Source organism: Thiomicrorhabdus sp., assembly GCF_963662555.1.
Lineage (GTDB): Bacteria > Pseudomonadota > Gammaproteobacteria > Thiomicrospirales > Thiomicrospiraceae > Thiomicrorhabdus.
Genome location: NZ_OY759719.1, coordinates 925,466 through 952,112, shown reverse-complemented (window position 1 = coordinate 952,112; position 26,647 = coordinate 925,466). Strand labels below are relative to the sequence as shown.

The following is a 26,647-nucleotide window of genomic DNA, read 5'->3' as shown; positions in this document are numbered from 1 at the left end:
TAAATCTACATTAAAGTTGCAACCACTTATAGATCATTTATTGTATCAACAATAAAATAGGTATTACCCCCTGCAGCTTTTGCACCTTTTTTGGCTTTAGTTGCATATGAAGCTAGCTTTTGAGTATGTTCGAATGATTCAGGGTTCACTAGTAACACTCCTATAGACAATCCCATCAGAGGGTAAAACCTAGCTTGTCCCTCTCTATCAAATGCCTTAATCCCTCCTTGAAGCTGATCCTCTTGGGTGTAGAAATGCAAAATTTCTTCTTTAAACATTTTTAAGATTGTCTCTGCCCAACCAATATAATCTTCAATAAACGTACCCATGACGACAAAATCATCGCCCCCGATGTGTCCAATAAAAGTATCGCCATGTAGCACCAGTTCTTCAGGTAACACTTGTTTAAGAATATCAGCAATTAATCTGATAACGCCATCACCCTCTTCAAAACTATAGCTGTCATTAAACGGCTTAAAGTTATCTACATCGATGTACATAACCATAAAATCTTGTTTGTTTTTTAACAGTTTATTAAGCCCTTTTTGAATAGGCACATTACCTGGTAAACCCGATAAAGGATTAGCAAACTGAGCACTTTCCACTTTTAAATCGGTGATTTTTCTAAGTAGATCTCTAAAATTACCGCAACCTAAATATTTTTTCTTTTTTTCTACAATAAATGCATCTCTTGAGCCAAATTCATTACTGTCGGTTACTAAGCGACTCAAATCAACAAGGGAGGTTCCTGAATCAACAATAATAGGGGCTTTATCCATTACGCTCGCCACAGATTTTCTGGCATGCAATTCTTGACCAAACTTACTGGCCAGTAAATTCATTAAATCACGTCGCCAAATCATGCCAACAACCTGCTTACCACCCACTACAGGAAAATAATCTAACTCTGCGTGTTGTAAAAACATTTCTGAAACCTCATTAACAAGATGATGAGGTTTTACGATGGGGTGTTCAAAGGCGATTTCGGCAACGGTGTCTTCATCTTTTCCAGCTTTGTTGTCCAACTGCTTTTCAGGCCATTCATAGAGCAAATCTTCACTAATTTTTTCTTCTGGCTTTTTAAACAAATAGCCCTGCATCAAATCCACGCCTAACTGAGTTAACACCTCTAATTCTTTCTCTGTTTCCACTCCTTCGGCAACTACCTTAGTATTGGTACTATTTGCTAAGGTCATTAAGGTTTCCATAAACATTCTTTTATCATCATGCAAATGGATATCAGAGACAAAATGTCGGTCAATTTTGACAAAATCAGGGCGAACTTCTGACCATATTCGTAATCCATTATAGCCACTGCCTAAGTCATCAATTGCAACCTTAAAACCAATAGATCGGTAATAATTAATTGCGGTAACAAAGGCTTCAAAGTTATCTACGGGCTGTAATTCAGTGATTTCAATCACCACCCTTTCAGGAGAAATGCCATAATATTCCAAAGCTTCAAGCGTAACGCCTTTTTGATGTGATGAATTCATCACAGCATTAATGGAAATATTCAAAAACAGGTGCAAATGTTCATCTTTTGCGGCTTGCTGAGCGAATGATTTAATGGATGCAATCCTAACAAAGGTATCTAATTCATACAAAACCCCCTGTTCATCTGCCACTTTAAATAAATTTAAAGGATGATGAAGCACCGAATTAAAAGGCCCTCTAACTAAGCCTTCAAAAGCACAAGTACGCTTTCTTTTAATATCAACAATCGGTTGAAACACACATTGCAGTGACTCATTATCAACAATATCTAACAACTCCATACCCAAGCTAGACTGCATAAGCATAAGGCGTTGACTTGCATTCAACACATTTACATGTCGACTTTTTCTATTGTTAGAATCAATTTTGTTAAATAGCGGCATAATGTTTTTTCAATTATTTAATTGGCGAATAGTAGAGCTTTACTTGAACCATCGTGATTAAAAAAACATTAATATAAGGTGACAAGCAGATGACAAAACCAAACAGATACAATTGGTTTTTTTGAGTTCAACTTGAACCTTAAAAAAAAATATACGATAATAAACAAATGCGCCGATTTGATTATCAGCTTGCGGGCGCTTAAAAAGTACGGCTAAAGCGAGGAACCCTCCCTAGATTTTTCTAAGTTCCCAGCACTGCCCCGTACCTCGTTTTTAATATAATTCATTCTTTTCGAGGAACAAAAAATGACTAAAACAACTGTATTTACTTCAGAATCAGTATCTGAAGGTCATCCAGATAAAATTGCTGACCAAATTTCTGATGCCATGCTTGACGCAATCTTAAAACAAGACCCACGTGCTCGTGTAGCCTGTGAGACTTTTGTAAAAACCGGTATGGTTATGCTGGGTGGTGAAATTACCACTGAAGCTTGGGTTGACCAAGAAGAGCTAGTACGTAAAGTTGTTAAAGAGATTGGATACGACCACGGTGATTTAGGTTTTGATGGCGAAACCTGTGCGGTACTTTCATCAATTGGTAAGCAGTCACCTGAAATTGCAATGGGCGTGGATGACACAGCTGAGCATGAACAAGGAGCAGGAGACCAAGGTTTAATGTTTGGTTATGCGTCAAATGAAACCGACGTTTTAATGCCTGCACCAATCTATTACGCACACCGTCTAATGGAACGCCAAGCTCAAGTTCGTAAATCTGGCCTATTAAATTGGCTTCGTCCAGATGCAAAAAGCCAGGTAACACTACGTTATGAAGATGGTCAACCAGTTGCGATTGATGCTGTTGTTTTATCAACTCAACACGGCCCAGACATTGATAACAAAACCCTACGCGAAGCGATTATGGAAGAGATTATTAAACCTGTTCTTCCTGCAGAATGGTTGCATGCTGACACTCAATATCACATTAACCCAACAGGGCGTTTTGTCATTGGCGGACCAGTAGGTGATGCGGGCTTAACTGGCCGTAAAATCATTGTAGATACTTATGGCGGCATGGCTCGTCACGGTGGTGGTGCTTTTTCTGGTAAAGATCCTTCAAAAGTAGATCGTTCTGCTGCTTATGCTGGTCGTTATGTTGCAAAAAACATTGTGGCTGCTGGTCTTGCTGATAAATGTGAGATTCAAGTCTCTTACGCAATTGGCGTAGCAGAACCAACCTCTATCAGCATTGAAACATTTGGTACCGAAAAAGTGGCCACTCAGTTAATTGAAAGACTGGTTCGTGAACACTTTGACTTACGTCCAAAAGGACTAATTGCTATGTTAGATTTATACCGTCCAATCTACCAAAAAACCGCTTCTTATGGTCACTTTGGTCGTGAATTACCTGAATTCACTTGGGAAAAAACTGACAAAGCGGATGCATTAAGAGCAGACGCAGGCCTTTAAGACTGTTAACCGAGTTAGTCTTTAGTCAATAGCCTTAAATTCGGATCAAATCTATACAAAATAAATATTCACCAGGCCTGGTAAAAGCAGATTTTACAGGCCTGGTAAGAATATAGAGAGAGAGACAAAATGAAATCTCAACAAAAATATGAACAAAAATTTAGTTTAGAGTTTTTCCCTCCAAGAACCGAACCTGGCATGGAAAAGCTTAAAACCGTTATTGATGAATTAAGTACTTTAAACCCTGAATATATGTCTGTTACCTATGGTGCAGGCGGTACAACTCAAGAAAAAACCCTTGAAACCGTAAAGTATATTCAACAAAACACACCAAATGCAGCGGCACCACACTTAACGTGTATTGGTGCTTGCCAAGAAAGCGTTACCCAGTTATTAGATACCTATGAAGAATTAGGGATAAACCGTATTGTGGCCCTTCGTGGTGATTTGCCATCAGGTATGATGGATCCAGGTGAATTTAAATACGCCAGTGATTTAGTAAAATTTATTAAAGACACTCGTGGCGATACGTTTCATCTTGAAGTAGCAGCATATCCTGAAACTCACCCACAAGCACGTAACTGTGACATTGGTATTAAATGGTTTAAACACAAAGTAGAACAAGGTGCCGATTCAGCAATCACCCAGTACTTTTTTAACTTTGATAGTTACCGTTATTTTATTGATAATTGTGAGCGTAATGGCATAGATATTCCGATTATTCCCGGGATTATGCCTATCACCAACTATGAAAACTTGATTCGTTTTTCTGAAGGTTGTGGTGCCGAAGTACCTCGTTGGTTAAAATGCCGTTTAGAAAGTTTTGAGGATGATAAAGAGAGCCTTCTTTCTTTTGGTAAAGATGTGGTTCAAGAACTTGCTCAAAGACTATTAGATGAAGGTGCTCCAGGCGTACATTTTTACAGTATGAACAGTGTTGAACCTACTTTAGAAATCACGAAGTCATTAACGTTTAAATAGGTTAACTCGCTATGCGTATTACTCGCCTGTTTTTAGAAGGCAATTTTCAAGAAAATGAGACTATTGCTTTACCTAAAGAGCAGGCACATTACGCTCTTACCGTCCTTCGTCTTAAGAACGGCTACCTGATTGAAGCCTTTAACGGCAAAGGTTTAGTTGCCAGGGGTAAGCTTGTTGTCACTAGTCGAAGAACGGCTGATTTTTCTATCGAAAGCGTTGAAGAGTCCAATAATGAGTCTCCCATTCATACGGTATTGGTTCAGGGTATCTCTAAAGGCGACCGTATGGATTACTCCATTCAAAAAGCGGTCGAACTTGGGGTTTCAGCTATTCAACCGGTGTTTACTGAACGATGTGATGTTAAACTGCAAGACGATAAATTAGAAAAGCGTCGTAACCAATGGCAAGCCATTGTCATTAATGCTTGTGAGCAAAGTGGTCGGAACCTTGTACCTGAAATATTGCCTATCAAGAATTACCAGGCCTGGTTAACTGAAATTCAAGCAAATCAAATACTATTTGGTTTAGTACTTGACCCTTATTCAAATAATCATATCGCCAATGTGGCGCAGCCAAAAACGACCACTCCCATTCACCTTCTTATTGGCCCAGAAGGTGGTTTAACAGACAGTGAAGTGGAACAATCAAAAAAAGCGGGCTTAACCCCTATTCAACTTGGTCCACGAATATTGAGAACAGAAACTGCAGGTCCGGCTATATTGGCCATATTGCAAACTTTATGGGGTGATTTTTCTTAATCTTGTTTTATTTTAAGCAAAACACCCATTTTTACACCTTGAGTAGTTAACTTTACCCATGACGGTATAGCCTATTTAAAGTAAAATCCACACCTCTTATTCATACTTAATAGAAATCTGGGTTTAACCTTAACTTCAATGAAAAACACTCTTTATTTACAAAAATGGGTTTTAATCTGTTTTTCATTTATTTGGTTCTCTCTCTCCACTTCTGCAATGGCAAACGTGACTAGTTCGCCTAATGAAAAACCCCCTTCTACAACAACCAAAAACTCTCCCCTTGAAAGTAACGTAATTACAAATCAGGATGCCAAACTAGAACATGTTTCACTGCAACTTAAGTGGCTTAATCAGTTTCAGTTTGCAGGGTATTACGCTGCAAAGCTCAAAGGTTTTTATAAAGATGAAGGCCTAGATGTCACCATCAAAGAAAGAGATACTTTTGTTAACAACATTCAACAAGTCATAGATGGTGAATCCGAATATGGAGTTGCCGATTCAATTCTGCTCCTTTATCTTTCTAAAGGTGCTCCGCTATCGATTGTTGCCCCTATTTTTCAACATTCGCCACAAGTATTTATCACCCTACAATCAAGCGGAATTAAAAGCCTATATGACTTAGATGGCAAAAATATTGCCTTTTACAATAAAGATACCGATGGTTTTCCATTATTAGCCATGATGAATCACAATGATGTCATGCCAAATCTGGACCGTGTGATTATTAAATCAGGGCCTGAAATGTTACTGACCGGCCAAGTTCAAGCCTTTCCTGGTTATCTATCAAATGAACCATACTTTTTTATGAAAAAAGGTATCAAAATTCAAATCATTAACCCTATGAACTATGGTGTGGATTTATATGGTGATATGTTATTCACCAATCAAAATGAACGCAAAAACCATCCAGACAGAGTTAACCGCTTTAAACGTGCTTCTATTAAAGGCTGGCAATATGCTTTAAGCCACAAAGACGAAATCATAAACTATATTATCAACACCTTAAAAGTCGATAAAAGTTATGAACATCTTATGTATGAGGCCAATGTTATTGATGATGCTATGCAGGCAGACTCAATCCCTATTGGTACATTAGATGAGGGGCGTTTTAAATATATTGAAAAACTGTTTATTCAGCATAATTTAATTAAAAACAAATTAGATTTTTCAAAAGGAATTTATCAACAAGAAACGCATAAACTAGAATTTACCGATGCCGAACTTGCATGGCTAAAAGCACATCCAACAGTAAAGGTGGCCATTGATCAGAATTGGGCGCCTATTGAGTTTTTAAACCAGAAGGGTGAATACCAAGGTATTACCAATGAGTACTTTAAATATCTTACCTCTTTAACAGGCATTAAATTTATTCCTAAAACAGATCTAAATTGGCAAGAATCCGTAGAACATGTTAAAGAACATAAGCTTGATATGTTCTCGGCTGTTGTATCAACTCCTGAACGAAGAAAATACTTAAACTTCACCCTACCTTACCTTAAGTTTCCAATGGTGATTGCCACTCAAAAAGGCCAGGACTTTATTAAAGATTTAAAAACACTTGGCAATTCAACTATTGCCGTTGTAAAGGGGTATGCTTCAGAAGAACTACTTAAACAGAATTACCCTAATTTAACCATTAAAGAGGTCAATACGCCAGTAGAAGGTCTGCGTGCAGTATCACAGGGCAATGCATTTGGTTATGTTGATAATATCGCCGTTGTTTCTTACCACATAGGTTCGGCAGGGTTATCTAACATTCAAATCAGTGGCGAAACACCTTTTAGAGCCGATGTTTCTATGGCAATACGTAAAGATTGGCCTGAATTGCAATCTATTATTCAAAAAAGCTTAAATAGCATAAATCAGAAAACGAAAACACAATTAAAAGATTCTTGGTTAAACGTGAATTACAAAACTGAAATTGAGTGGAAAAGAGTCTTTTTTATTATGATTCCAATGCTATTTATAGCATTGCTTATATTGCTGTATAACAGAAAACTCAAAAGCCTAAACCTTCAGTTGACAGAAACAAATACAGCGTTGATTTCAACGCAATATGATCTTGAAAAAACCAATAACAAATTAGAACAACTTTCAGTCACTGATTATTTAACAAACACCTATAATCGCAAACATCTAGATAAGGTGCTAAATAAAGAAATTAATAGAAGCCAACGTTACCAAACCCCACTTTCATTGATTATGATTGATTTAGACAACTTCAAACGAGTTAATGATCTTTATGGCCACCTTGTCGGCGATGAAGTCCTTGTTAAAACATCCAAATGTCTGACTAAAAATATTAGAGCATCAGATACGCTTGGACGCTGGGGTGGTGAAGAGTTTATGTTAATATCACCAAACACCAACCAGCAACAAGCTTATCAACTTGCTGAAAAGTTGTTAATTAGCGTTAAAGAAATTAATTTTGAACAAGGTTTTACTCAAACAATCAGTATTGGCGTAGCCACATTACAAGCTAACGAAAACACTTTTGAACTCGTTGAACGCGCTGATAACTATCTTTATAAGGCAAAAGAGCTTGGTAAAGATCAGGTTGTATCTAGCGAAACTGAAGAGATTATTCTATAAATTCTTGAACCAACTGATTAGTTTTTAAAATCGTTAAATACAAACTGCGTATAATGAATATCAAATTTTGTCTAAGGAAATAATAGACATAAATCGATACCCTAAAAGAGATGTTTGCATGCCATCAATAAATCAAGTTCCACATTTACAAACGGCCTTAACTGGGCCTTTACTAAAATTAGAAGAACATATACTTTCCAACCGAAACACAATTGAAGCTTGGTTTAGAAAGCAGTTTAAAAACACTCCAGCCCCCTTTTACGGTTCGGTAGATTTGCGAAATGCGGGTTATAAACTTGCCCCAGTAGATACCAATTTATTTCCTGCTGGCTTCAATAATTTGCACCCTGATTTACGCTCATTAGCTGTGCATGCAGCACAAAATGCAGTCACTCAAGTTTGCCCTATTGCTGATGGGGTTTTAATTATTCCAGAAAACCACACCCGTAATACCTTTTATTTTGAAAACCTTTTTGCACTACAAAATATCTTAGAAAATGCGGGTTATGAAGTACATATTGGTTCAATTAACCCTGAGTTAAACGCTCCAATGTTGATTGAACTGCCTTCTGGCAATGTCTTAATCTTAAAACCTCTTATCAGAGAAGGTAATCGTGTTGGTGTAGAGAACTTTTTTCCGTGTGCAGTATTACTCAATAACGACCTATCATCTGGTCGCCCAGAAATTTTAGAAGGTATTGAGCAAACTTTATTACCACCAATGGAATTGGGTTGGGCAAATCGTTATAAAACCGAACACTTTGCACATTATTCTGATGTAACTGAATCTTTTGCCAAACTGATTGATATTGATCAGTGGTTAATCAACCCTATGTCAATACCATGTGGGCCTATCAACTTTAAAGACCGAACAGGTATAGAAGATTTGGCACAAGCGGTTAACCAAGTTTTAGAAAAGACCCAAACTTATTACGACACCCACAATATTGACTGCAAACCTTTTGTGATTGTTAAGTCAGACAGCGGCACCTATGGTATGGCCATTATGTCGGTAGACAGCCCTGAAGATATTCTTAATTTAAACCGTAAGCAACGTAATAAGATGGCATCGGTTAAAGAAGGATTACAAGTTGAACAAATGCTGGTGCAAGAAGGTGTTTATACTTATGAAACAATTGATGAAGCGGTAGCAGAACCTGTAGTTTACATGATTGGTAGTCAAGTCATAGGTGGGTTTTACCGTGTACATACAGGCAAAACCTCAACCGATAATTTAAATTCACCTGGAATGCATTTTGAGCCACTCTCTTTTGAAGAGTCTTGCGTATTGCCTGATGAAAATCAAAATCCAGACGCTAGCCCTAATCGTTTTTATGCCTATGGGGTTATTGCTCGTTTAGCATTATTAGCGGCGGCAAGAGAGATTGCCGCTTCTAAAAATGAACTACCAGATATCAATGCAATTTAATATCAACATTTAATAGCAAAACTTAATATACATAGCTTAATGTACACAATGCAATATCTTAATATTTAAGAGAGAAAGGAAACATTGATGACTTACCGTGTTGGTATTGTAATGGACCCTATTTCAGGGATTAAACCCCATAAAGATAGCTCGTTTGCCATGCTTTTAGAAGCACAACGACGCGGTCATGAGTTGGTTTATATGCAACCTGAAGACCTCTACTTAAAAAACGGTCAAGCCTTTGCAGTTACCAGCGAACTAAAAGTTTGGGATCGCCCTAAAGAAGAACAATTCTATGGTTTTGGAGCCTCGCATGATATTGCTCTTAATACCTTAGATATTATTCTGATTCGTCAAGATCCTCCTTTTACCAATGATTATCTTTACAGCACACATATTCTTGAACAAGCTGAAGCTGAGGGCGTTTTAGTTGTCAATAAACCGCAAAGTTTACGCGATGCTAATGAAAAGCTATTTGCTAGTTGGTTTCCAGAATGCATTCCACCAACTCTAGTTACCGCTTCTGCAAGCAAGCTTAAAACCTTTATAAAAGATCATCAAGACACCATTCTAAAACCACTAGATGCAATGGGCGGAGCCTCTATTTTTAGAGTGACAAAAGACGATCCAAATATCAGCGTCATTATTGAAACCATGACTGATCATGGCAAACATCATATTATGGCTCAAACTTACCTGCCTGAAATTAAAGCGGGGGATAAACGTATCTTACTGATTAATGGTGAGCCAATTGATTACACCTTAGCAAGAATCCCTGCCCAAGGTGAAACCCGTGGCAATATTGCTGCAGGTGGAACGGGAGTTGGAATGGAAATCACCGAACGTGAACGTTGGTTATGCCAACAAATTGCCCCAACACTCAAAGCTAAAGGACTGTATTTTGTAGGTTTGGATGTCATTGGTGATTACATTACAGAAATTAATGTGACTAGCCCGACTTGTATTCGTGAGTTGGATAGCCAATTTCATTTAAATATTGCTGGGGTGTTATTTGATTGTTTAGAAGCTCAATTAACCTCTTGATCATGCATTAGATTAAGGCTTTGATTAAAACTTTGATTAAGAGATAAAATAATAGCTTCTAGCCTCATCTATGAACAAAAAAGGGGCGATTACATTATAGTAATCGCCCCTTTTTTTGTACTTTTTAGGCAGGTATATTTTTACCCTCTAAACGATAGCCCTTTCCAATTCACCTAAAGCTTTATCTAGTTCCTCTGTAACATGCACGAACTCAACCACCATTTCATCAATCAATTCCATTTTATCCATGCTTAAGTTGCCATCTCGTCGAGTATCTAACACTACCTCAACGGCTTTATGTTGGCGATAATGTAAATCCTCAATCTGTTTCCACAAACTCATTTGCAGAACTGATGAATCTGCCTGGACTATCTGTTGCAATGCAACACCAACCGCACACTTAGAAGCATCAACGCCAGTTGTTTCATCAAAAGGTACATTTACCCCATTTAAATACGATTGTGCAGTAATTCTCCAAAGACGCATTTTTTGACGAATATCGTTAATATTTACCCCATAAACTTCGCGATTTAAGGTTTCTACTTGGTTTTTAGTCTGACTATTTAACTGAAACTTTTCAACCTCATGATTCAGAATATCTGCCTGGTCAGTTAAGCCCTCTGCCGTTGCTGATGACTCTTCAACCAAAGCTGCGTTACTTTGTAAGTTATTATCTAAAGTCTCAATCGCATGAGCAATTTGAGTAACATTTTGTTGCTGTTCAGTAATGGAAACCGCAACCTGAGAAAGTGTATGACTGATTTGTGCAACACTGGCATCTACCTCAGTAAAAACCGCATGAGTGGCTTCAACTTTTTCAGAACCCTCTCTCACCTTATGACCCGACTCCTGAATTAATACTTTAATATCTTTAGCCGCATCTGCCGACTTACCTGCAAGGCTTCTCACCTCTCCAGCAACCACAGCAAAACCTCGACCATGCTCACCTGCTCTTGCAGCTTCTACTGCTGCATTTAAAGCTAATAAGTTTGTTTGGAAAGCAATTCCATCAATTAACCCAATAATCGCTTCAATTTTTTCTGAGGTATCTGAAATACTTTGCATGGCATGAATCGATTCATCCATGGCAACACGTGCATTTTGATTAAGTTCCATGGCATTATTCGCCAGCTTAGCCACACCAGTTAATGATTCACTATTGCCAGACTGCATATCATTAATAACATTCATACTGGCGTTAATTTCTTGTAAGGTAGCGGCTGCTATTTGAGTACGCTCGGATAAATCAGATGAGGCATCAGAAGACTCTTTTGCCGACTGCAATGTTGCATTAGAGACTTCTTGAATCTTTAACATTATGCTATTTAAATTATCTAAAGAGACATTAGCCGCCCCTTTCATTGCATCTAAAGTTCCACCCAATGTTTTATCAATACGTCCTCGCAAATCGCCATTTGCCAGGTTAACTAAGATTTTAACCATATCTTCAATTGCACTATTTAAGCTATAAAGAAGCTTATTAATATTAGTAGCAGAATAAAGATAGAAACCATCTAAACCATCTGTATCAATCGTAATATCCATATGCCCTTTAGAAGCAATATTGAGGGCATTATCTAACGTTTTTTCAACCTTACGCTGTTGAGTTAAGTCGGTCCACTCAAGCACCGCACCAATACACTCATTATGCTCATTGAGTACAGGGTTTTTAACTACTCTTAATACCAGGCCTGCTAAATTGAATTCTTTATCAATCGTTTCCATTAAATCATTGGTAAATAGGTTATCTAATGATTTGGCGTCGTTAAATAAAAGAAGAGAACGATCAATCAAATGATTTGCATCAAACCCTGCATACTCTACCTGAAACGTTGCCTTGTTTTTAATAAAGAAATTTTTAAGCACTTGGTTATAAAAAATGATTTTGCTATCTCTATTGACCACCATGACAAAAGTAGAAGCGTTATCTAATGCGGTAGTTAAACGTAAACTAGAATTTAGCTGAGAACGATTTGCTTCATAACTTGCTCCCATTTGTATCTGCATTTTTTTTATTTCACTGGCTAAAGAAGATACCCAAGTTTTACCTACCGTATTCGTCTGCAAGCTAAAATCACCCTCAGCCATTGCTTTAAGCACAATAGAAAAGCTTGAAATACGTTTTTTTAGTTGACTACTTACAAATAAAGCATAGGCTAAAAGTGCCACCATGATTCCGAGCTGAATTGCCCAAGGCATGCTTAAAATTCCTATGGCATCAAGCATTCCAGCAATACTCATCATCACAATCATACCCACTAATATCATCATAGGATCAACGCGATTAACTAAACAAAAACGGCTAAATAGACTTTGTACAAAACCATCTTTAATCGAAACTTTACCATCATGGACTTGTTTATAGAGAGCTGTCGCAGCGGCTTTTTGAACATCATTAATTTTTCTACGAACCGATAGATAACCAACAACAGCACCCTTTTCACGAATAGGCGATACATTGGCTTCAACCCAATAATATTCTCCACCTTTACAGCGATTTTTTACCAGTTGCACCCAAGGTTTGTCTGATTGAACTGTTTGCCATAAATCTTTAAATACTGCTTTTGGTACATCTGGATGACGCATTATGCTATGTGGTTGACCAATTAATTCTTCTCTTGTAAAGCCACTAATTCGCACAAATGCATCGTTTACATAGGTAATCGTGCCATGCAAGTCAGTTTTTGAGACTATCGTTGTCCCCTCTTGCACTTCTATTTCTTTATCAACAATAACTCTATCCATACCGTATTCCTAAGATGACCAAAATTGATTTTCGATCCATAAAAATCAATCATATTTATTTTTTAAATCAAAAGCAGAATCCATACCAGTTTTATCCAATAAAGAAGCCATCAACCTAATTCAAATAAAACAAGTAAAACTACTTTTATAAGATAACTCTCATTTATAATGAAAGACTTATATTCTCGATGTAATGCATCAAAAAATTAGCTTAAAACATACTAATAGTGGCTTTTACACGACTGATTGATTGAGAAAAATAAGGCAATTGTTTACCGATTAAGGCCAAAATAGAGCTAATAGTCAGCTATTAGCAAAACCGCTTTAAAGGTTAAACACCGCATTATTACAATCTGTCAAAATTTAATCATTTTTTGCCAACAATCTACGTATGTGAATGTCTGTAATACAACTTTAAACGCTATCCACAAGGTAATTAAACAAAGTCATGTCTTTCTTATCACTTTTAAAAACTCGGTTTTTATCATCTTTAAAGCCTTACTCATATATCATCGCTCTTATTCTTCCTTTTACCCTATTAAGCGGTTGTCAGTCTGAAGAGTTACCTGCCACCAAAGGCTCTTTAGTCGTATTTGGTACCTTTGTAGAAATTATTGTGTATGACAAAGATATTGCCAGTGCACAAAAAGCCATTACCCAAGTTGAAGATAAATTTAGAGTCATGCATAAAGAGTGGCATGCATGGGAAAAAGGCGGCATAGTCAGCAAAATTGACCAAGCTATTAAAGAACAAAAGCCCATTAAAGTCGCCCAATCTGTCAAAGATTTTATTGTTAAATCTCAACAGCTCAGCCAAGAGAGTCAGGGGTTATTTGACCCAGGAATTGGAAGTCTTATTGGTCTATGGGGCTTTCATTCAGAAGAATGGAAAGGCCCACCCCCTAGTGAACAAAAAATTAAAGACTGGTTAAAAAGCAAACCTAGCATTGCCGATATCTCTTTTAAAGGTGATGTATTAACCAGTTCAAATAAAGACGTAAGACTCGATTTTGGTGGCAATGCCAAAGGCTTAGCTATTGATATTGCATTAGATACTTTAGAAAAAGCAGGGGTAAAAAATGCCCTAGTGAGTATTGGTGGAGATATGAAAGTGATTGGCAATAAAAATCACCAGGCCTGGTCTATTGGTATAGAAAGCCCAACTAATCCAAAAACAGCAATTGCTCAAATTGCATTAAATAGTGGTGAAAGCATTGTTACCTCTGGCACCTATCAGCGTTATTTTGATTGGAAAGGCCAACGTTACTCGCATATTTTAGATCCCAACACTGGCTATCCTGCTGAGAGTTTCTCATCGGTTACCGTAATTCATCCCGATGCGATTACTGCCGATTCAGCAGCCACGGCACTATTAATTGCAGGGCCTAATAATTGGCTAAAAATTGCCAAATCAATGGGTGTAACCCAAGCATTTTGCATTGACCAATCCGGCAAAATTTACCAAACCCCTAGCATGGCTAAACGCATTAAACTTTTGCAATAAACGTTTGATTGTTGTCCGAGTAAATAACGTGTTGGATCATTAGTGAATCATTAGCTAAATAACTAGCTAAACCATTTCCAAATAGATAGAGAAACAGGTAGGTAAAAAAGTAGCAATTTTTTTACCTACATATGAATTTCGTCTCTATTTCAAAGAAAGGTCTCTGCTATAATTCCTCTATGAATCAAATGCAATCATTAGAACATCACTTTCTTATCGCCATGCCTGCTCTTGAAAATAGCTGGTTTGAAAAAACCGTTATTTATATCGTAGAAGACAACCAGCACGGCACTATGGGTCTGGTGATTAACCTACCTCATAAAAACCTCAATATCAGAGAGCTTTTAGAACATTTCGATTTACCTATTCATGAAGGCTCTGACTACTTAGAAGATCAAGTCCTAATAGGTGGCCCGGTTGACTTAGAGCGTGGCTTTATTTTGCATGATTCTCAAGGCCAATGGAAAAGCTCTATGGATTTACCGGACAATCTCAGCATGACCGTTTCCGAAGATTTTTTAGATGCACTCAGTGAAGACCTGGCCCCTAAAAACTTTATTACTTGTTTAGGTTTTTCAGGTTGGGAACCAGGACAACTTGCTCAAGAAATTCAAGAAAACAGCTGGCTCACCATTCCGTTTAACCATAGTTTATTATTTGAAACCCCTATTGATAAACGTTGGGAAGTGGCCCTTGGCACCTTAGGCATTTCACCAGAATTTTTAAGCTCCGAGGCAGGTCATGCCTAGCAAAAATAAACGAAACAATAGCAAGCCCGAAGGCGTTATTATTGGGTTTGATTTTGGTCTAAAGCGTATAGGTGTTGCTATTGGGCAAACCATTACCCAAACGGCCAGCCCAGAAGCCATTGTAAATAGTAAAGATGGCAAACCTGATTGGCAACACATCACATCCCTGTTTGAACAGTGGCAGCCTGTGGCCATCGTGGTAGGCCTACCAATGCGATTAGATGGTTCTGAACAAGCATTGACTCAACCTGCTCGCAAATTTGGTCAAAGGCTACATGGTCGCTATCAACGGCCAGTATTTTATATTGAAGAACAGTTAAGCTCGATTGAAGCAGAACACCGCGGTTTAAAGCAAAAACACATTGATGACCATGCCGCACAAATTTTATTAGAAAACTGGTTGCAAGCCCTATAATGCTTATAAATTGAGTAGGTTTGTAGATACTGCAAGCAGCCAAAAACAGCAATACTTTGCGTAAAATGAGACTTTATCATGACCGAACTCGATATTGATGTTCCAAAACTGATTACCCAAATCTGTGAAGAAATTCAACAAAAAGCCATATTTAACAAATCACCCAAAATGATTGGTATTCGTACAGGTGGTGAATGGGTTGCCCAAAAACTTCATAAACAACTAAATTTAGAAGATGAATTAGGTGTCATTGATATCTCATTTTACCGAGATGACTTCTCAAAAATGGGCCTTAACCCTACTGTCAAACCATCTAGTATTCCATGGGACATTGAAGACCAGCATATTATTTTAGTGGACGATGTTCTTTATACTGGCCGCACCACTCGTGCCGCTCTTAATGAAATTTTTGATTTTGGTCGCCCTGCAAGTGTCACTTTAGTGACCTTACTAGACCGTAAAGGTTGCCGCGAATTGCCCTTTCAGGCTGATATTATCGGTACCAGTTTGGAGTGCAGTCAGACCATTAAATTAACTGGGCCAGACCCGCTAGTAGTTACCATTTTACAAAACGATGAGGAAACGGCATGAGTGCGAAATTAGCTGGCCCCAATATTCAGCTAAATGAACTGGGCAAACTCAAACACTTTTTAACTCTTGAAGGATTAAAGGCTCACCACCTTACCGAGATTTTGGATACTGCAGAATCCTTCATTAATCCGATTACCAATGAGATTAAAAAAGTGCCTTTGTTGCGTGGTAAAAGCATTATGAACTTGTTTTTTGAGCCAAGCACTCGTACTCGTACTACCTTTGAAATTGCCGAGAGACGATTATCAGCAGATGTAGAAAGCTTAGATATTCAAACTTCCGCCACCAAAAAAGGCGAGTCACTATTAGATACGCTTTGGAACCTACAAGCCATGCAGGCCGACATGTTTGTTATTCGTCACTCAGAAAGTGGTGCCGCACACTTTTTCTCGCAACATGTTGCTCCACATGTACACGTGATGAATGCTGGCGATGGCCAACATGCGCACCCAACCCAAGCCATGTTGGATATGTACACCATTCGCAAACATAAAGGCGATATTTACGATTTAACCGTAGCCATTATTGGTGATGTTTTACACTCACGCGTAGTCCGTTCACAGATTCAAGCATTGAGTATTTTAGAAGCTCGCGAAATCCGCGTGATTGGTCCTAAAACTCTAATGCCAGAATCGCCAGAAGCGATGGGCGTGCATGTCTATCACGATATGGAAGAAGGTTTAAAAGATGTGGATGTAGTGATTATGGTTCGCCTGCAAAACGAGCGCATGACCAGTGCCTTAATTCCAAGTGAAAAGGAGTTTTTTAAACTCTATGGCCTTACTGAAAAACGCTTAGCCCTCGCTAAGCCTGATGCCATTGTTATGCATCCTGGCCCCATTAACCGAGGCGTAGAAATCGACTCTGCGGTAGCCGATGGTCCACAATCCGTGATCTTAGAACAGGTAACCTATGGTATTGCCGTTCGTATGGCAGTCATGTCAATTTTAATGAGCAATGCCGCTCAGCTTGCACAATATAAATTAGAGCAAGAACAACAAGCCTCATTAGATTTAGATAGCCCAATAGACTTGGATGGTTCAATAGACTTAGATGGTTCAACCTCAAAAGCTAACAACACGGAGGATACGCTGTGAGACACATTATTACCAACGGGCGTATCATTGATCCAGGCCAAAATATTGACAAGATAACCAATCTTTATCTTTCTCGTGGTCGAGTTGTGGCAATTGGTGACGAACTACCTGATGGATTTACTGCAGATCAAGAAATTGATGCAACGGGCAAATGGATTTTACCAGGCCTGGTAGATTTGCAAGCACGCCTTGGTGAACCGGGAAGTTATTATGCAGGTAGTATTGAATCAGAAACTAAGGCCGCCGTTGCTGGCGGCATCACTAGCATTTGTTGCCCTCCAGACACCGCACCCGTTAATGATTCTCAAGCGGTTACCGAGCTAATTCAACGCCGTGCTAGACAAGCCGCCACTGCATTTGTTATGCCAATCGGTGCTCTTACCCAAGGGTTAGAGGGCGAACGATTAAGTAATTCATATTCATTAAAGCAAGCTGGCTGTATTGCATTAAGCCAAGCAAACCAACCTATTCAAAATGCATTAACCTTAAAAAATGCACTTGAATATAACGTCACCATTGGTTTACCCATTATGTTACGTTGCGAAGATACTCTGCTAAAAAACAAAGGGATTGCTCATAGCGGCCCGGTAAGTTCTCGTTTAGGTCTGCCTGAAATCACCCCCGCAGCAGAAACAGCGGCTCTAGCCAGAGACTTAATTTTAGTTGAAGAGTCAGGCGTAAAAGCCCACTTCTCACAAATTTCTTGTGCTCGCTCAGTTGAACTTATTGCCGAAGCTAAAAAACGTGGCTTACCAGTTACCTGTGATGTTGCAATTCACCAACTATTGCTCTCAGAAATGGATCTACTTGGTTTTAACAGCCTATTCAATGTCTCTCCACCGCTAAGAAGTTTACAAGATCAAAAAGCTTTAATTGCTGGGGTTAACTCTGGTGTGATTGATGCCATAGTAAGCGACCATACACCTTTAGGAAGAGATGCAAAATTACTGCCTTTTGGTGAAAGTGCTCCAGGTATTAGTGGCTTTGAGACTCTTCTAGCGCTTATTTTGAAATTGGTAGAAAATAAACAGCTCGATCTTATGACCGCAATACGTTGCGTGACTCAAGCCCCTGCTCAAATCATTAGCTGCCAAACTGGATCTTTACTACCAGGTAGTTCAGCAGACATTTGTATTGTTGATCCAGAAGCAATTTGGACCTTAGACACCAAAACGATGGTTAGTGAAGGTAAAAATACACCGTTTGCAGGTTGGGAATTTGTAGGACAAGTTGTAGAAACTTTCTTTCAAGGCCGCCCTGTTTACCGTAGCAGTCAAGCTTAAGGCTGTTTATAAAAATGGCTAAAGAGATAATAACGGAACCGTTTTTATGTCACTGAGTCATGGCGTTAACATAACGATTGAGCAGTTTGAACAATCAGAACAGGTTAATGGTTTTTTCTTAATTTCATTAACCTTACAAGATGAGCTACTCTTTGAAGAGGCTATTGGTAAGGTGTTTTATTTAAATGAAGCACCTGACAATGAACTCATGTTGTTTCAACATGCCAAGCACAACCAAACACATCAATATCAGTTTTTAACCCAAAAACCTATAGCAAAAGAGATTTTTACCAGGCCTGGTAAATTAATGAGCTCTTCTCATTCATCATTTATTAACCCCGATCCGCAGCAACCGCTTCTTATTTTAGCCAGTGATTTAGCTATGGCTAATGCTTTTGCAGTGGCTAAACATCGGTCCAATCAAAAGGCTGATCTTAAATTAGATGCGTCTACGGTTGTAGTTTTAGAGAGTAACGACGCATTTCCGTTTACGGTAAAACCTGCTCGGTATTTAATGCCAGAGATGCCTCCACAAGCAATAGGTGCTTGCACTCTATTAGAAGACTGGAAAATACAGAATCGCTTGGTATCCTCTATTGGGTTGCCAGGATGTGTAGATGGCGACTTGTCTGAGTTATTTGCTTATTGGGTAAATAAGATGCAAAATCAAATAGACAACAGTGATGAAAAAAAATGGCAAGTGTTACTACTTACAAATAAAATCACACAACAAAAATGCCTGCAAATTAGCCAGGATAAAAGCTGGTTAACTGTGCAGGCATTTAATATTAACTGTTAAGACTTAACGGATAATATTTAGCAGATAATTTTTAACAGATAAAACTTAACAACTCTAACGATCTAAACCTTCAATCGTTCTTGCTTTTTTACGTGTTTTTTTGGCTAAACTCTCTAGCTCTTTAGAAACGCCATGCAATATATTTTCAGCCGTTGCCCCTAAAGCGGCTTCTACTAAAATTTGTAACTCTTCAAAACTTTCATTACCTAATACTTTAATTTGCTCTTTTGATAAGCTTTTTTTAAAGCCCGCTACCACTTTGTATGCGTGTTTATCAATCTTCATAATTTGGTCTCCTTGTTTTCTTTATTCAAGTTAAGCTTATTTAATCCAAAGCTATCTAATTTAAAGTTTTCTAATGTAAAGTTATTAACTTTAGTCGTACTGAAAAATATCTTCGCCAGAACTGACAATTAATGGGTCAGGTACTCCAACCACTTTTTCATCTTTACCTTTATAAGGAATCTGACTCAAAACATGACGCATGGCTTCTAAACGGGCACGTTTTTTATCATTTGATTTAACCACTGTCCAAGGTGCATGATTCGTATTAGTATAGAAAAACATATCTTCTTTGGCTCTAGTGTAATCGTCCCAGCGATCAAGCGAGGCTAAATCCATCGGGCTTAGCTTCCACTGCTTTAACGGGTCAGTTTTACGGGCATTAAAACGTCTTAATTGTTCTTTACGTCCTACCGAGAACCAGAACTTAATAATGCGAACACCATCAGCAACCAACATACGTTCAAACTCTGGAGCTTGGTGCATAAATAAGGTGTACTCTTGTGGTTTACAAAATCCCATTACTCGCTCTACACCAGAACGGTTGTACCAAGAACGGTCAAATAAAACCATCTCACCAGCGGTAGGCATATTTTCTATATAACGTTGAAAATACCACTGCCCTTTTTCAATATCGCTTGGTTTATCCAACGCCACAACACGTGCGCCACGTGGGTTAAGATGTTCCATAATGCGTTTGATTGTGCCACCTTTACCTGCCGCATCACGTCCTTCAAACAACAACACAATACGCTCATCATTCTCTTTAACCCACTTTTGTAACTTAAGCAGTTCTATTTGTAGAGAACGTTTGATTTCTTCATACTCTTTACGATTAATCTTATCTGTATATGGATAATTACTCTCACTAGACTTTACTTTCTTCACCCTAACCTCCTTACTTAAAACGGGGATGTCTTTTTTATTTTAGAAACCATTGCATATTTATCTTCTTCTTTAATGATTTCTTATACCTTAACTATACTCTTCTTGACACAGCTTTAAAGTAACAGCTAAGTAAATCTAAGCAAGAAAATTGATTGAAGACAATTTACAACAAACAAACCCAAAACAGATGTTTTAAAGAAAGTTTTAGAAGGTTCTAAATAACCACCGAAATTTCAGATAAAAGCCAGCAGACACCAAAATACATTAAAATGACCAGCATAAAGACTGAGTGAAATTGGAGTTTACATGACTGAGACTATTGAAAAGCGTTACCAAAATGTTAAAAACAGAATTGACCAGGCCTGTAAAATAGCAAATCGTTCTACTGAATCCGTTCAACTTTTGGCGGTAAGTAAAACCAAACCCATTGAAGATATTCAAACTCTTTCTAAAATTGGTCAAAAGGCTTTTGGTGAAAATTATTTGCAGGAATCCTTAGCCAAAATTGAGATTTGTCCTGATTTAGAGTGGCATTTTATTGGCCCCATTCAATCCAATAAAACCAAACCCATTGCCGAACATTTCCAGTGGGTACATAGTGTTGATCGTTTAAAAATTGCTCAACGACTCAGCCAACAACGTCCTGCTGATTTACCTAAATTAAATATTTTGCTTGAGGTCAATATCAGTAATGAAGCTTCTAAGGCAGGATTTACGGTTGATGAGGTTTTAGAACTAGCTCCACAGATTGCTGATTTACCCAATTTGCAATTACGCGGTTTAATGGCGATTCCGCAAATTGCAGAAACAGCAGAACAACAAAGAATCCCTTTTGCAAAAATGCGTGAATTGCTTGCACAAATTCAACAAGCACATCCTAATTGGCAGTTTGATACTTTATCGATGGGAATGTCTGGTGATTTGGAAGCGGCTATTCTTGAAGGAGCCACCATAGTAAGAATTGGTACCGATATTTTTGGTGCCCGTAATTATACAAATTAACCAAAAAAAGTAGCTCAAAAAAGCAAAAAAAAACCAAAACCGCTTTCACCGTTTTGGTTTTTTTCATCTCCTTTTTGCGCAAATCTTATAAAGTAAACCATAGTTATAATAAGAGTTGCTAGGGCGATTTATTCATTTAACTCTCATTAAACGCCAATCACCTCTGTATTATATGTAACGGCCTTTAATTTATTTTCTTAACTATTTTTTACTGTTTTTAACCGTCAATTTAGTGTTTTTTTTGTGCATCTTCAATTTTATCATCAAGCTGTTTTCTCATAAGGCTGACTCACCTTAAAGCTCTCCACATCTTTTTCAATAGCTGGATTTTCATCAACATTATCTGTGTTCTCTAAAGCAACCTTGTTTGGTTGAGCCATTTCAGCTAACTGCTGATGAAACTGTTGAACTCGCTCTAACCAACTTGGGCTACTATCTTGCTGTGCAAACCTTTGTGATGTGACTTGCCCCACAAAATCATCTACTAATTTTCGAGCATTCACAAACTGTTCATTTAATTGATCAATGGTGTTTTGCCAGGTTTGTAGATAGACGGGTAATTCACTCATGTTCACCCCATTGTTTTGCGATGAATCCCCATTTTCGCTTTGTTGCTTAACGTCCTGATATTGATTAACAGCAGCCTGTTGATAACTGGCTTTTACCGTTTGAGTTTGGCTTAAATTAAGTTTAAAACTATCTAAATGAGTAAAATCGATTTTTAACGACATAGCTTGCTGTAATGCCTGCTCAATATTGCCATCAAAAAACTGATTAGCCAAAGAATCCACTTGCTCAAAAACATCAAATACAGCTTTTAATTCATCCTCATTTAAATCACCTTGCACGCTAAACGCAAACTGCTCTACAAACTGGGTGGCTTCCATTGCTTGACGGCTTTCAAAAAGACGCATCCCGCTTGGACTGTTTTTATCCACCTGTGCTGTTTGCATTTGTTGATAAGATTGATACTGAGCATACAGCTGTCTAAAATCCAGACTAACCGTATCGCCCTCTTTTGTGGTCAATTGCAAACTCGACGTTTCACTGTATTGATAGCTACGCTCAACCGCGGCCAGATTTATTGCCTCCATTGCAGATTTCTGACTAGGTAAATACGCCACATCTCCTGCAAAGTTAGCCTGAGACTGTTTATTTGTTGCGGGATTGGCTACTTGTATATCAGTAACAGGTTGAAAACCAACCAAGCCTGGTGATTTTTTATGTTTATTATTTTGAGTCCCAAATAATGAATGTAGTAAGGGATTTTCTAAAATTGAGCTTGGCATAATACACCCCTTTTTTCCTAGATAGGTATTTGCTAGAATGGATATAAAACCGTTTTATTTAACGTTTTATCTTTCTTTTTAAACCTTGGCAATTGAGGCATCTCAATAAACTTTTTATCGAGGCTAGTTAATTTTCTCAGGTGTGTTTTATATATTTTATTGTTAATTTATCGGCCAAATTTCAACTTCTTTAACCCTTTTTTATGTGGTGTTTTTACTCAATACCATGTCCGTAAAATTTGTTTTTTCACTCTAGAATTACTTTAAATCAAGTTTAATTCCATTTCTGACAACAAGCTTTAACTCTACGCAAACAAATAACTGCAATGTAAGTAAAATGAACAGAAAAATAAGGAAAATCCAATGAAACATTTTGCATGGAAAATTTTACCCGCATTTTTAACCCTAATTTTAGTTGGGTGTGGCGGCGGTGGCGGCGATTCCGACACTACTGATGATAGTAATGATTTGCATAGTGCAATCTTCAGCAATACTACTGCTATAGCTGATTGGGGGACTGAAGGAGTGTTTTCTTCATCATTAACATGTGCAATGTGCCATACAGGATCATCAACAGTTATGGTTTACAATAATGTAGATGTCAGCCCTTTTACAAAATGGAAACATTCGACCATGGCCAATTCATTGAATGACCCATATTTCAATGCCGTGGTTGAAGAAGAGGGCCATGTCTTTCCAGACAAAAAAGTATTTATTGAAGACACCTGTATGCGTTGCCATGCCCCAATGGCTTATACCCATGCACACCAAACTGGCACATCATTAGTAGCTGACCCAACAACTTTATTAGCAGATGGTGGCTACCCATTAGCCACAGCAATTGCAGATAACTCTGCTCGTGAAGGTGTAGCTTGTACTGCTTGTCATCAGATTCAGCCAGATAATCTTGGAAATGTAGCCAGTATGAGTGGGCATTACAAAATCAAAGATGCAACAGAAAACGCTGGTTCAGATCCTACTATTTTTGGTCCTTTCAAAGGTCTCACTGCCCAACCAATGATTAATAACACTCAATACACACCTGCTTATGCCGCTCATATTGCAGAATCCGCCATGTGTGCAAGTTGTCACAACCTTTATACACCTACTTTAGATCTTAATGGTGATCCCGTTTTAATCGATCCAAATGACTCAAATTCTATTGCTCAATTTCCAGAACAAACTCCTTATTGGGAATGGTTGAATAGTGATTATTCTGACCCAACTAAAGGTAATAAAACATGCCAAGCCTGCCACATGGCTGAACCTACAAATGGATATAGAACAGTTATAAGTACACGGCCAAATAACTTATCAACTCAAAGACCTGACGTCGCGAGCGGCGATGATGCCAATAGCTTTTTTGGTGTACATGAATTTGTAGGTGGAAATAGTTATTTATTAACACTTCTTAAAACCTATATGAATGAATTAGGTTTAGGTAGTGCCTCTGGACATACTGCTCAAGGTTTTACCGATAAAATTACCGCGACTCAACAATTTTTAAGTCAAGCGGCTGATATTGCTGTAACTCCCTCTTTAGTGGGTTCGACCCTAAATGTACCCGTTAAAATTACCAATAAAACAGGTCATAAACTACCAACAAGTTATCCATCTCGTCGTATGTGGGTTCATATCAAAGTCACCGATACAAATGGTTCAACCGTATTTGAATCTGGTGCTGTAGATAGTAATGGCCGTATTGCAAAAGATGCCAACTTTACCGCCAGCAAATGTTTAGAAATGAATAAGCAACCTGATCCAGCAACTTTTGACTCACTTGCTGAAGGCTGTTATGAACCTCATCACGACATTATTAATAGTGCAGACCAAGTGGCTATTTATGAAGGCGTTTTAGGTGATGTAAATCAAGACATTACTCATGTGTTATTGCATGCTCGTCAATATATAAAAGACAACCGTATTCCACCAACAGGTTGGACTTTAGCTGGTCAACATACCAATCCAGCAGACACCAATATTAAGGATGATGGTATTATAGGAACAGCTACAACAGATACCAACTTTGCCCCAGGCAAAGACACAACGGGATCAGATGCAAGCGATACTGTCACTTATGAAATTAATGTTTCAGCTGGTACAGCACCGTTTACAGTTACTACTGAGTTGTATTACCAAACCATTAAACCAAGCTTTGTCTATGCTATGCACGCCGATGATGTTGCACATGGCGGTATTGCAGGAGATAGTTATGTAGGGCGTTTTAAAGAGATGTATGAACAAACACCACCTCTAACTGAAACCCTTGCAAGTCAAACAGTGGGTGGAATTCAATAACGCCTAAACTGATTTTAAAATTCAAATAGAGTTGAAATAGACTCAATTCATAGCACTTGAATGTAAAACACACTCAAGTGCTATTTTTTTAGTATCAATCCTTTATAATAGTTAGACTTCAAATCTCTAGAAATGGATTAATCTAATATGCATGCATCTATCTGTTTTATTGGCGCAGGAAACATGGCCCAAAGCCTTATTGGCGGACTTATTGCCAGCGGCTATGACAAACAAAATATTATCGCGACCGATCCAACTCAAGAAAGCCGAAACGCTGTCACAGAAAAATTTGGAATTAAATGCTTTGGCGATAACGCTGAGGCGGTAAACAAAGCTGATATTGTGGTTTTAGCCGTCAAGCCACAAATATTAGAATCTGTTTGCCAAACAATCCTAGATTCAGTCAAAAGCAAAAAACCGTTAATCATTTCAATTGCTGCGGGAATCCGCTCAAAAGATATTAACCGCTGGTTAGGTGGTAATGTGGCAATTGTTAGAACCATGCCAAACACGCCGGCATTAATACAAACTGGTGCAACAGGTTTATTTGCCAATGAGATTGTTAGCCAAGATCAACAAAGCCAGGCAGAACATATTTTACGTGCTGCTGGTATTACCGTTTGGGTCGATAACGAGGAAAAACTGGATGCGGTTACGGCACTTTCCGGAAGTGGCCCTGCCTACTATTTTCTGTTTATGGAAGCCATGGAACAAGCTGGTCAACAGTTAGGGCTAGATGAAAAAACGGCACACCTTCTTACCTTACAAACCGCTTTAGGTGCTGCCAAAATGGCATTAGAGAGCCATCAAGACTTTGCTTCTTTGCGTCAAAACGTTACCTCACCAAACGGAACAACTGAAAAAGCGGTTCAAAGTTTTCAGGCAGACGGTTTACCAGAAATTATAAACAAAGCTATGAAAGCAGCACAAAACAGAGCGGTTGAATTAGCCGATGAACTTGGAGGAAAAGCGTAATGGAATTTGCTTCACCCATAGGACAAGGCGGCCTATTTCTTCTTCAATTTATTACTGGGCTTGTTATTTTTGTTTTAATGTTACGCTTTTTACTGCGTGCAACCTATGCAGATTGGCATCACCCCATTGTTAAATTCATTGCTAAAGTCACTAACCCGCTATGTGCTCCGTTCAATAAAATATTGCCTGCAAAAGGACGTTGGGATTGGTCAGCCATTTTAACCGCGGTGGTCATTCAATCCTTATTTGTTGTGTTGATAGGTTATCTATCGGCTCGCAGTTTTAGCGTGCCATTTATTCTGTTAGCCTCAACTACTGAAATTGCAAACCAACTATTAGATATGATGTTTTGGTTAATTATCATTCAAGCGGTCTTGAGCTGGGTATCACCAGGTTATAATCCAAATACTGCGATTTTTGACCAACTCACACAGCCGATTTTAGCTCCGTTCAGACGTTTTGTACCAGCTATGGGTGGGATAGACATCACACCTATTGTTGCTATTTTGGCGATTAAACTTTTTCAAATTGTGATTTTGGGTTCTCTTACTCAAGTCGCCCAACAAATGATAGGTTAGT

At 38.3% G+C, this 26,647-nt stretch carries 22 protein-coding genes; 17 read left to right on the top strand and 5 right to left on the bottom strand.

What is annotated here, in order from left to right; genetic code table 11:
• Nucleotides 1-26 precede the first annotated feature (26 nt).
• A complete protein-coding gene (locus ACORJQ_RS04050) occupies nt 27-1,880 on the bottom strand; it encodes a GGDEF domain-containing protein (RefSeq protein WP_321326232.1) in 1,854 nt (617 codons plus the stop codon).
• 306 nt (nt 1,881-2,186) lie between these two features.
• On the opposite strand from ACORJQ_RS04050, the gene metK reads away from it, so the two are divergent.
• The 6 genes from metK (at nt 2,187) to gshB (ending at nt 10,151) form a co-directional block, all read left to right on the top strand.
• On the top strand, nt 2,187-3,347 hold the full coding sequence (metK, locus tag ACORJQ_RS04045; protein WP_321326229.1) for a methionine adenosyltransferase: 1,161 nt from the start codon (nt 2,187-2,189) through the stop codon (nt 3,345-3,347).
• 129 nt (nt 3,348-3,476) lie between these two features.
• Nucleotides 3,477-4,328, top strand: coding sequence for a methylenetetrahydrofolate reductase [NAD(P)H] (gene metF, locus ACORJQ_RS04040; RefSeq protein ID WP_321326228.1), 852 nt, complete (start codon nt 3,477-3,479; stop codon nt 4,326-4,328).
• 11 nt (nt 4,329-4,339) lie between these two features.
• Nucleotides 4,340-5,086 carry a 16S rRNA (uracil(1498)-N(3))-methyltransferase gene (locus ACORJQ_RS04035; protein ID WP_321326226.1) on the top strand — a complete coding sequence of 249 codons (747 nt, stop codon included), beginning with the start codon at nt 4,340-4,342 and terminating at the stop codon, nt 5,084-5,086.
• A 138-nt stretch (nt 5,087-5,224) separates the two neighbouring features.
• A complete protein-coding gene (locus tag ACORJQ_RS04030) occupies nt 5,225-7,678 on the top strand; it encodes a transporter substrate-binding domain-containing diguanylate cyclase (RefSeq protein ID WP_321326225.1) in 2,454 nt (817 codons plus the stop codon).
• Between the two features lie 118 nt (nt 7,679-7,796).
• On the top strand, nt 7,797-9,107 hold the full coding sequence (gshA, locus tag ACORJQ_RS04025) for a glutamate--cysteine ligase (protein WP_321326224.1): 1,311 nt from the start codon (nt 7,797-7,799) through the stop codon (nt 9,105-9,107).
• Nucleotides 9,108-9,194: 87 nt separating this feature from the next.
• Nucleotides 9,195-10,151, top strand: a complete 957-nt coding sequence (gshB, locus tag ACORJQ_RS04020; protein WP_321326222.1) for a glutathione synthase — start codon at nt 9,195-9,197, stop codon at nt 10,149-10,151.
• A gap of 147 nt (nt 10,152-10,298) precedes the next feature.
• Here the strand turns inward: gshB and ACORJQ_RS04015 are convergent, their stop codons facing one another.
• Nucleotides 10,299-12,896 carry a methyl-accepting chemotaxis protein gene (locus tag ACORJQ_RS04015; RefSeq protein WP_321326220.1) on the bottom strand — a complete coding sequence of 866 codons (2,598 nt, stop codon included), beginning with the start codon at nt 12,894-12,896 and terminating at the stop codon, nt 10,299-10,301.
• A gap of 448 nt (nt 12,897-13,344) precedes the next feature.
• On the opposite strand from ACORJQ_RS04015, the gene ACORJQ_RS04010 reads away from it, so the two are divergent.
• From ACORJQ_RS04010 to ACORJQ_RS03980, 7 genes are all read left to right on the top strand, one after another.
• Nucleotides 13,345-14,400 carry an FAD:protein FMN transferase gene (locus ACORJQ_RS04010; RefSeq protein WP_321326219.1) on the top strand — a complete coding sequence of 352 codons (1,056 nt, stop codon included), beginning with the start codon at nt 13,345-13,347 and terminating at the stop codon, nt 14,398-14,400.
• A 179-nt stretch (nt 14,401-14,579) separates the two neighbouring features.
• Nucleotides 14,580-15,149, top strand: coding sequence for a YqgE/AlgH family protein (locus tag ACORJQ_RS04005; RefSeq protein ID WP_321326217.1), 570 nt, complete (start codon nt 14,580-14,582; stop codon nt 15,147-15,149).
• Complete coding sequence (gene ruvX / locus ACORJQ_RS04000) at nt 15,142-15,564, top strand: Holliday junction resolvase RuvX (RefSeq protein ID WP_321326216.1); 423 nt, start codon at nt 15,142-15,144, stop codon at nt 15,562-15,564. Before ACORJQ_RS04005 ends, ruvX begins: the two co-directional genes overlap by 8 nt.
• Before the next feature lie 78 nt (nt 15,565-15,642).
• Nucleotides 15,643-16,155: a bifunctional pyr operon transcriptional regulator/uracil phosphoribosyltransferase PyrR gene (gene pyrR, locus ACORJQ_RS03995; protein ID WP_321326214.1), complete on the top strand. Its 513-nt coding sequence runs from the start codon at nt 15,643-15,645 to the stop codon at nt 16,153-16,155.
• Nucleotides 16,152-17,252 (top strand): aspartate carbamoyltransferase catalytic subunit, encoded by a 1,101-nt coding sequence (locus ACORJQ_RS03990; RefSeq protein WP_321326212.1) that lies wholly within the window; start codon nt 16,152-16,154, stop codon nt 17,250-17,252. Before pyrR ends, ACORJQ_RS03990 begins: the two co-directional genes overlap by 4 nt.
• Complete coding sequence (locus ACORJQ_RS03985; protein WP_321326211.1) at nt 17,249-18,535, top strand: dihydroorotase; 1,287 nt, start codon at nt 17,249-17,251, stop codon at nt 18,533-18,535. The genes ACORJQ_RS03990 and ACORJQ_RS03985 overlap by 4 nt, the downstream gene beginning before the upstream one ends.
• 46 nt (nt 18,536-18,581) lie before the next feature.
• Entirely contained in the window at nt 18,582-19,334 is a 753-nt protein-coding gene (locus tag ACORJQ_RS03980; RefSeq protein ID WP_321326210.1) for a hypothetical protein, read from the top strand.
• Between the two features lie 54 nt (nt 19,335-19,388).
• Here ACORJQ_RS03980 and ACORJQ_RS03975 read toward each other — a convergent pair whose 3' ends face one another.
• A complete protein-coding gene (locus tag ACORJQ_RS03975; protein ID WP_321326208.1) occupies nt 19,389-19,619 on the bottom strand; it encodes a hypothetical protein in 231 nt (76 codons plus the stop codon).
• 90 nt (nt 19,620-19,709) lie between these two features.
• Nucleotides 19,710-20,531: a polyphosphate kinase 2 gene (gene ppk2, locus ACORJQ_RS03970; protein ID WP_321326842.1), complete on the bottom strand. Its 822-nt coding sequence runs from the start codon at nt 20,529-20,531 to the stop codon at nt 19,710-19,712.
• 279 nt (nt 20,532-20,810) lie between these two features.
• On the opposite strand from ppk2, the gene ACORJQ_RS03965 reads away from it, so the two are divergent.
• Nucleotides 20,811-21,506, top strand: a complete 696-nt coding sequence (locus tag ACORJQ_RS03965; RefSeq protein ID WP_321326206.1) for a YggS family pyridoxal phosphate-dependent enzyme — start codon at nt 20,811-20,813, stop codon at nt 21,504-21,506.
• 263 nt (nt 21,507-21,769) lie between these two features.
• Here ACORJQ_RS03965 and ACORJQ_RS03960 read toward each other — a convergent pair whose 3' ends face one another.
• Nucleotides 21,770-22,795 (bottom strand): hypothetical protein, encoded by a 1,026-nt coding sequence (locus tag ACORJQ_RS03960; RefSeq protein WP_321326204.1) that lies wholly within the window; start codon nt 22,793-22,795, stop codon nt 21,770-21,772.
• A gap of 363 nt (nt 22,796-23,158) precedes the next feature.
• On the opposite strand from ACORJQ_RS03960, the gene ACORJQ_RS03955 reads away from it, so the two are divergent.
• The 3 genes from ACORJQ_RS03955 (at nt 23,159) to ACORJQ_RS03945 (ending at nt 26,646) form a co-directional block, all read left to right on the top strand.
• A complete protein-coding gene (locus ACORJQ_RS03955; protein WP_321326202.1) occupies nt 23,159-25,093 on the top strand; it encodes a hypothetical protein in 1,935 nt (644 codons plus the stop codon).
• A gap of 183 nt (nt 25,094-25,276) precedes the next feature.
• On the top strand, nt 25,277-26,068 hold the full coding sequence (gene proC / locus ACORJQ_RS03950; RefSeq protein ID WP_321326201.1) for a pyrroline-5-carboxylate reductase: 792 nt from the start codon (nt 25,277-25,279) through the stop codon (nt 26,066-26,068).
• The gene (locus ACORJQ_RS03945; protein WP_321326200.1) at nt 26,068-26,646 is read left to right on the top strand and encodes a YggT family protein; all 579 of its coding nucleotides are present in this window, start codon (nt 26,068-26,070) and stop codon (nt 26,644-26,646) included. Before proC ends, ACORJQ_RS03945 begins: the two co-directional genes overlap by 1 nt.
• Nucleotide 26,647: the final 1 nt, after the last annotated feature.

Coding starts and splice junctions, on each gene's coding strand:
- ACORJQ_RS04035 (WP_321326226.1), top strand. CDS start 4,340: ATGCGTATTACTCGCCTGTTTTTAGAAGGCAATTTTCAAGAAAATGAG.
- metF (WP_321326228.1), top strand. CDS start 3,477: ATGAAATCTCAACAAAAATATGAACAAAAATTTAGTTTAGAGTTTTTC.
- ACORJQ_RS04030 (WP_321326225.1), top strand. CDS start 5,225: ATGAAAAACACTCTTTATTTACAAAAATGGGTTTTAATCTGTTTTTCA.
- ACORJQ_RS04005 (WP_321326217.1), top strand. CDS start 14,580: ATGAATCAAATGCAATCATTAGAACATCACTTTCTTATCGCCATGCCT.
- gshA (WP_321326224.1), top strand. CDS start 7,797: ATGCCATCAATAAATCAAGTTCCACATTTACAAACGGCCTTAACTGGG.
- ACORJQ_RS03945 (WP_321326200.1), top strand. CDS start 26,068: ATGGAATTTGCTTCACCCATAGGACAAGGCGGCCTATTTCTTCTTCAA.
- ACORJQ_RS04050 (WP_321326232.1), bottom strand. CDS start 1,880: ATGCCGCTATTTAACAAAATTGATTCTAACAATAGAAAAAGTCGACAT.
- ACORJQ_RS03955 (WP_321326202.1), top strand. CDS start 23,159: ATGAAACATTTTGCATGGAAAATTTTACCCGCATTTTTAACCCTAATT.
- ACORJQ_RS03975 (WP_321326208.1), bottom strand. CDS start 19,619: ATGAAGATTGATAAACACGCATACAAAGTGGTAGCGGGCTTTAAAAAA.
- proC (WP_321326201.1), top strand. CDS start 25,277: ATGGCCCAAAGCCTTATTGGCGGACTTATTGCCAGCGGCTATGACAAA.
- ACORJQ_RS04015 (WP_321326220.1), bottom strand. CDS start 12,896: ATGGATAGAGTTATTGTTGATAAAGAAATAGAAGTGCAAGAGGGGACA.
- ACORJQ_RS03960 (WP_321326204.1), bottom strand. CDS start 22,795: ATGCCAAGCTCAATTTTAGAAAATCCCTTACTACATTCATTATTTGGG.
- ruvX (WP_321326216.1), top strand. CDS start 15,142: ATGCCTAGCAAAAATAAACGAAACAATAGCAAGCCCGAAGGCGTTATT.
- ACORJQ_RS03980 (WP_321326210.1), top strand. CDS start 18,582: ATGTCACTGAGTCATGGCGTTAACATAACGATTGAGCAGTTTGAACAA.
- ACORJQ_RS04010 (WP_321326219.1), top strand. CDS start 13,345: ATGTCTTTCTTATCACTTTTAAAAACTCGGTTTTTATCATCTTTAAAG.
- ACORJQ_RS03990 (WP_321326212.1), top strand. CDS start 16,152: ATGAGTGCGAAATTAGCTGGCCCCAATATTCAGCTAAATGAACTGGGC.
- pyrR (WP_321326214.1), top strand. CDS start 15,643: ATGACCGAACTCGATATTGATGTTCCAAAACTGATTACCCAAATCTGT.
- gshB (WP_321326222.1), top strand. CDS start 9,195: ATGACTTACCGTGTTGGTATTGTAATGGACCCTATTTCAGGGATTAAA.
- metK (WP_321326229.1), top strand. CDS start 2,187: ATGACTAAAACAACTGTATTTACTTCAGAATCAGTATCTGAAGGTCAT.
- ACORJQ_RS03965 (WP_321326206.1), top strand. CDS start 20,811: ATGACTGAGACTATTGAAAAGCGTTACCAAAATGTTAAAAACAGAATT.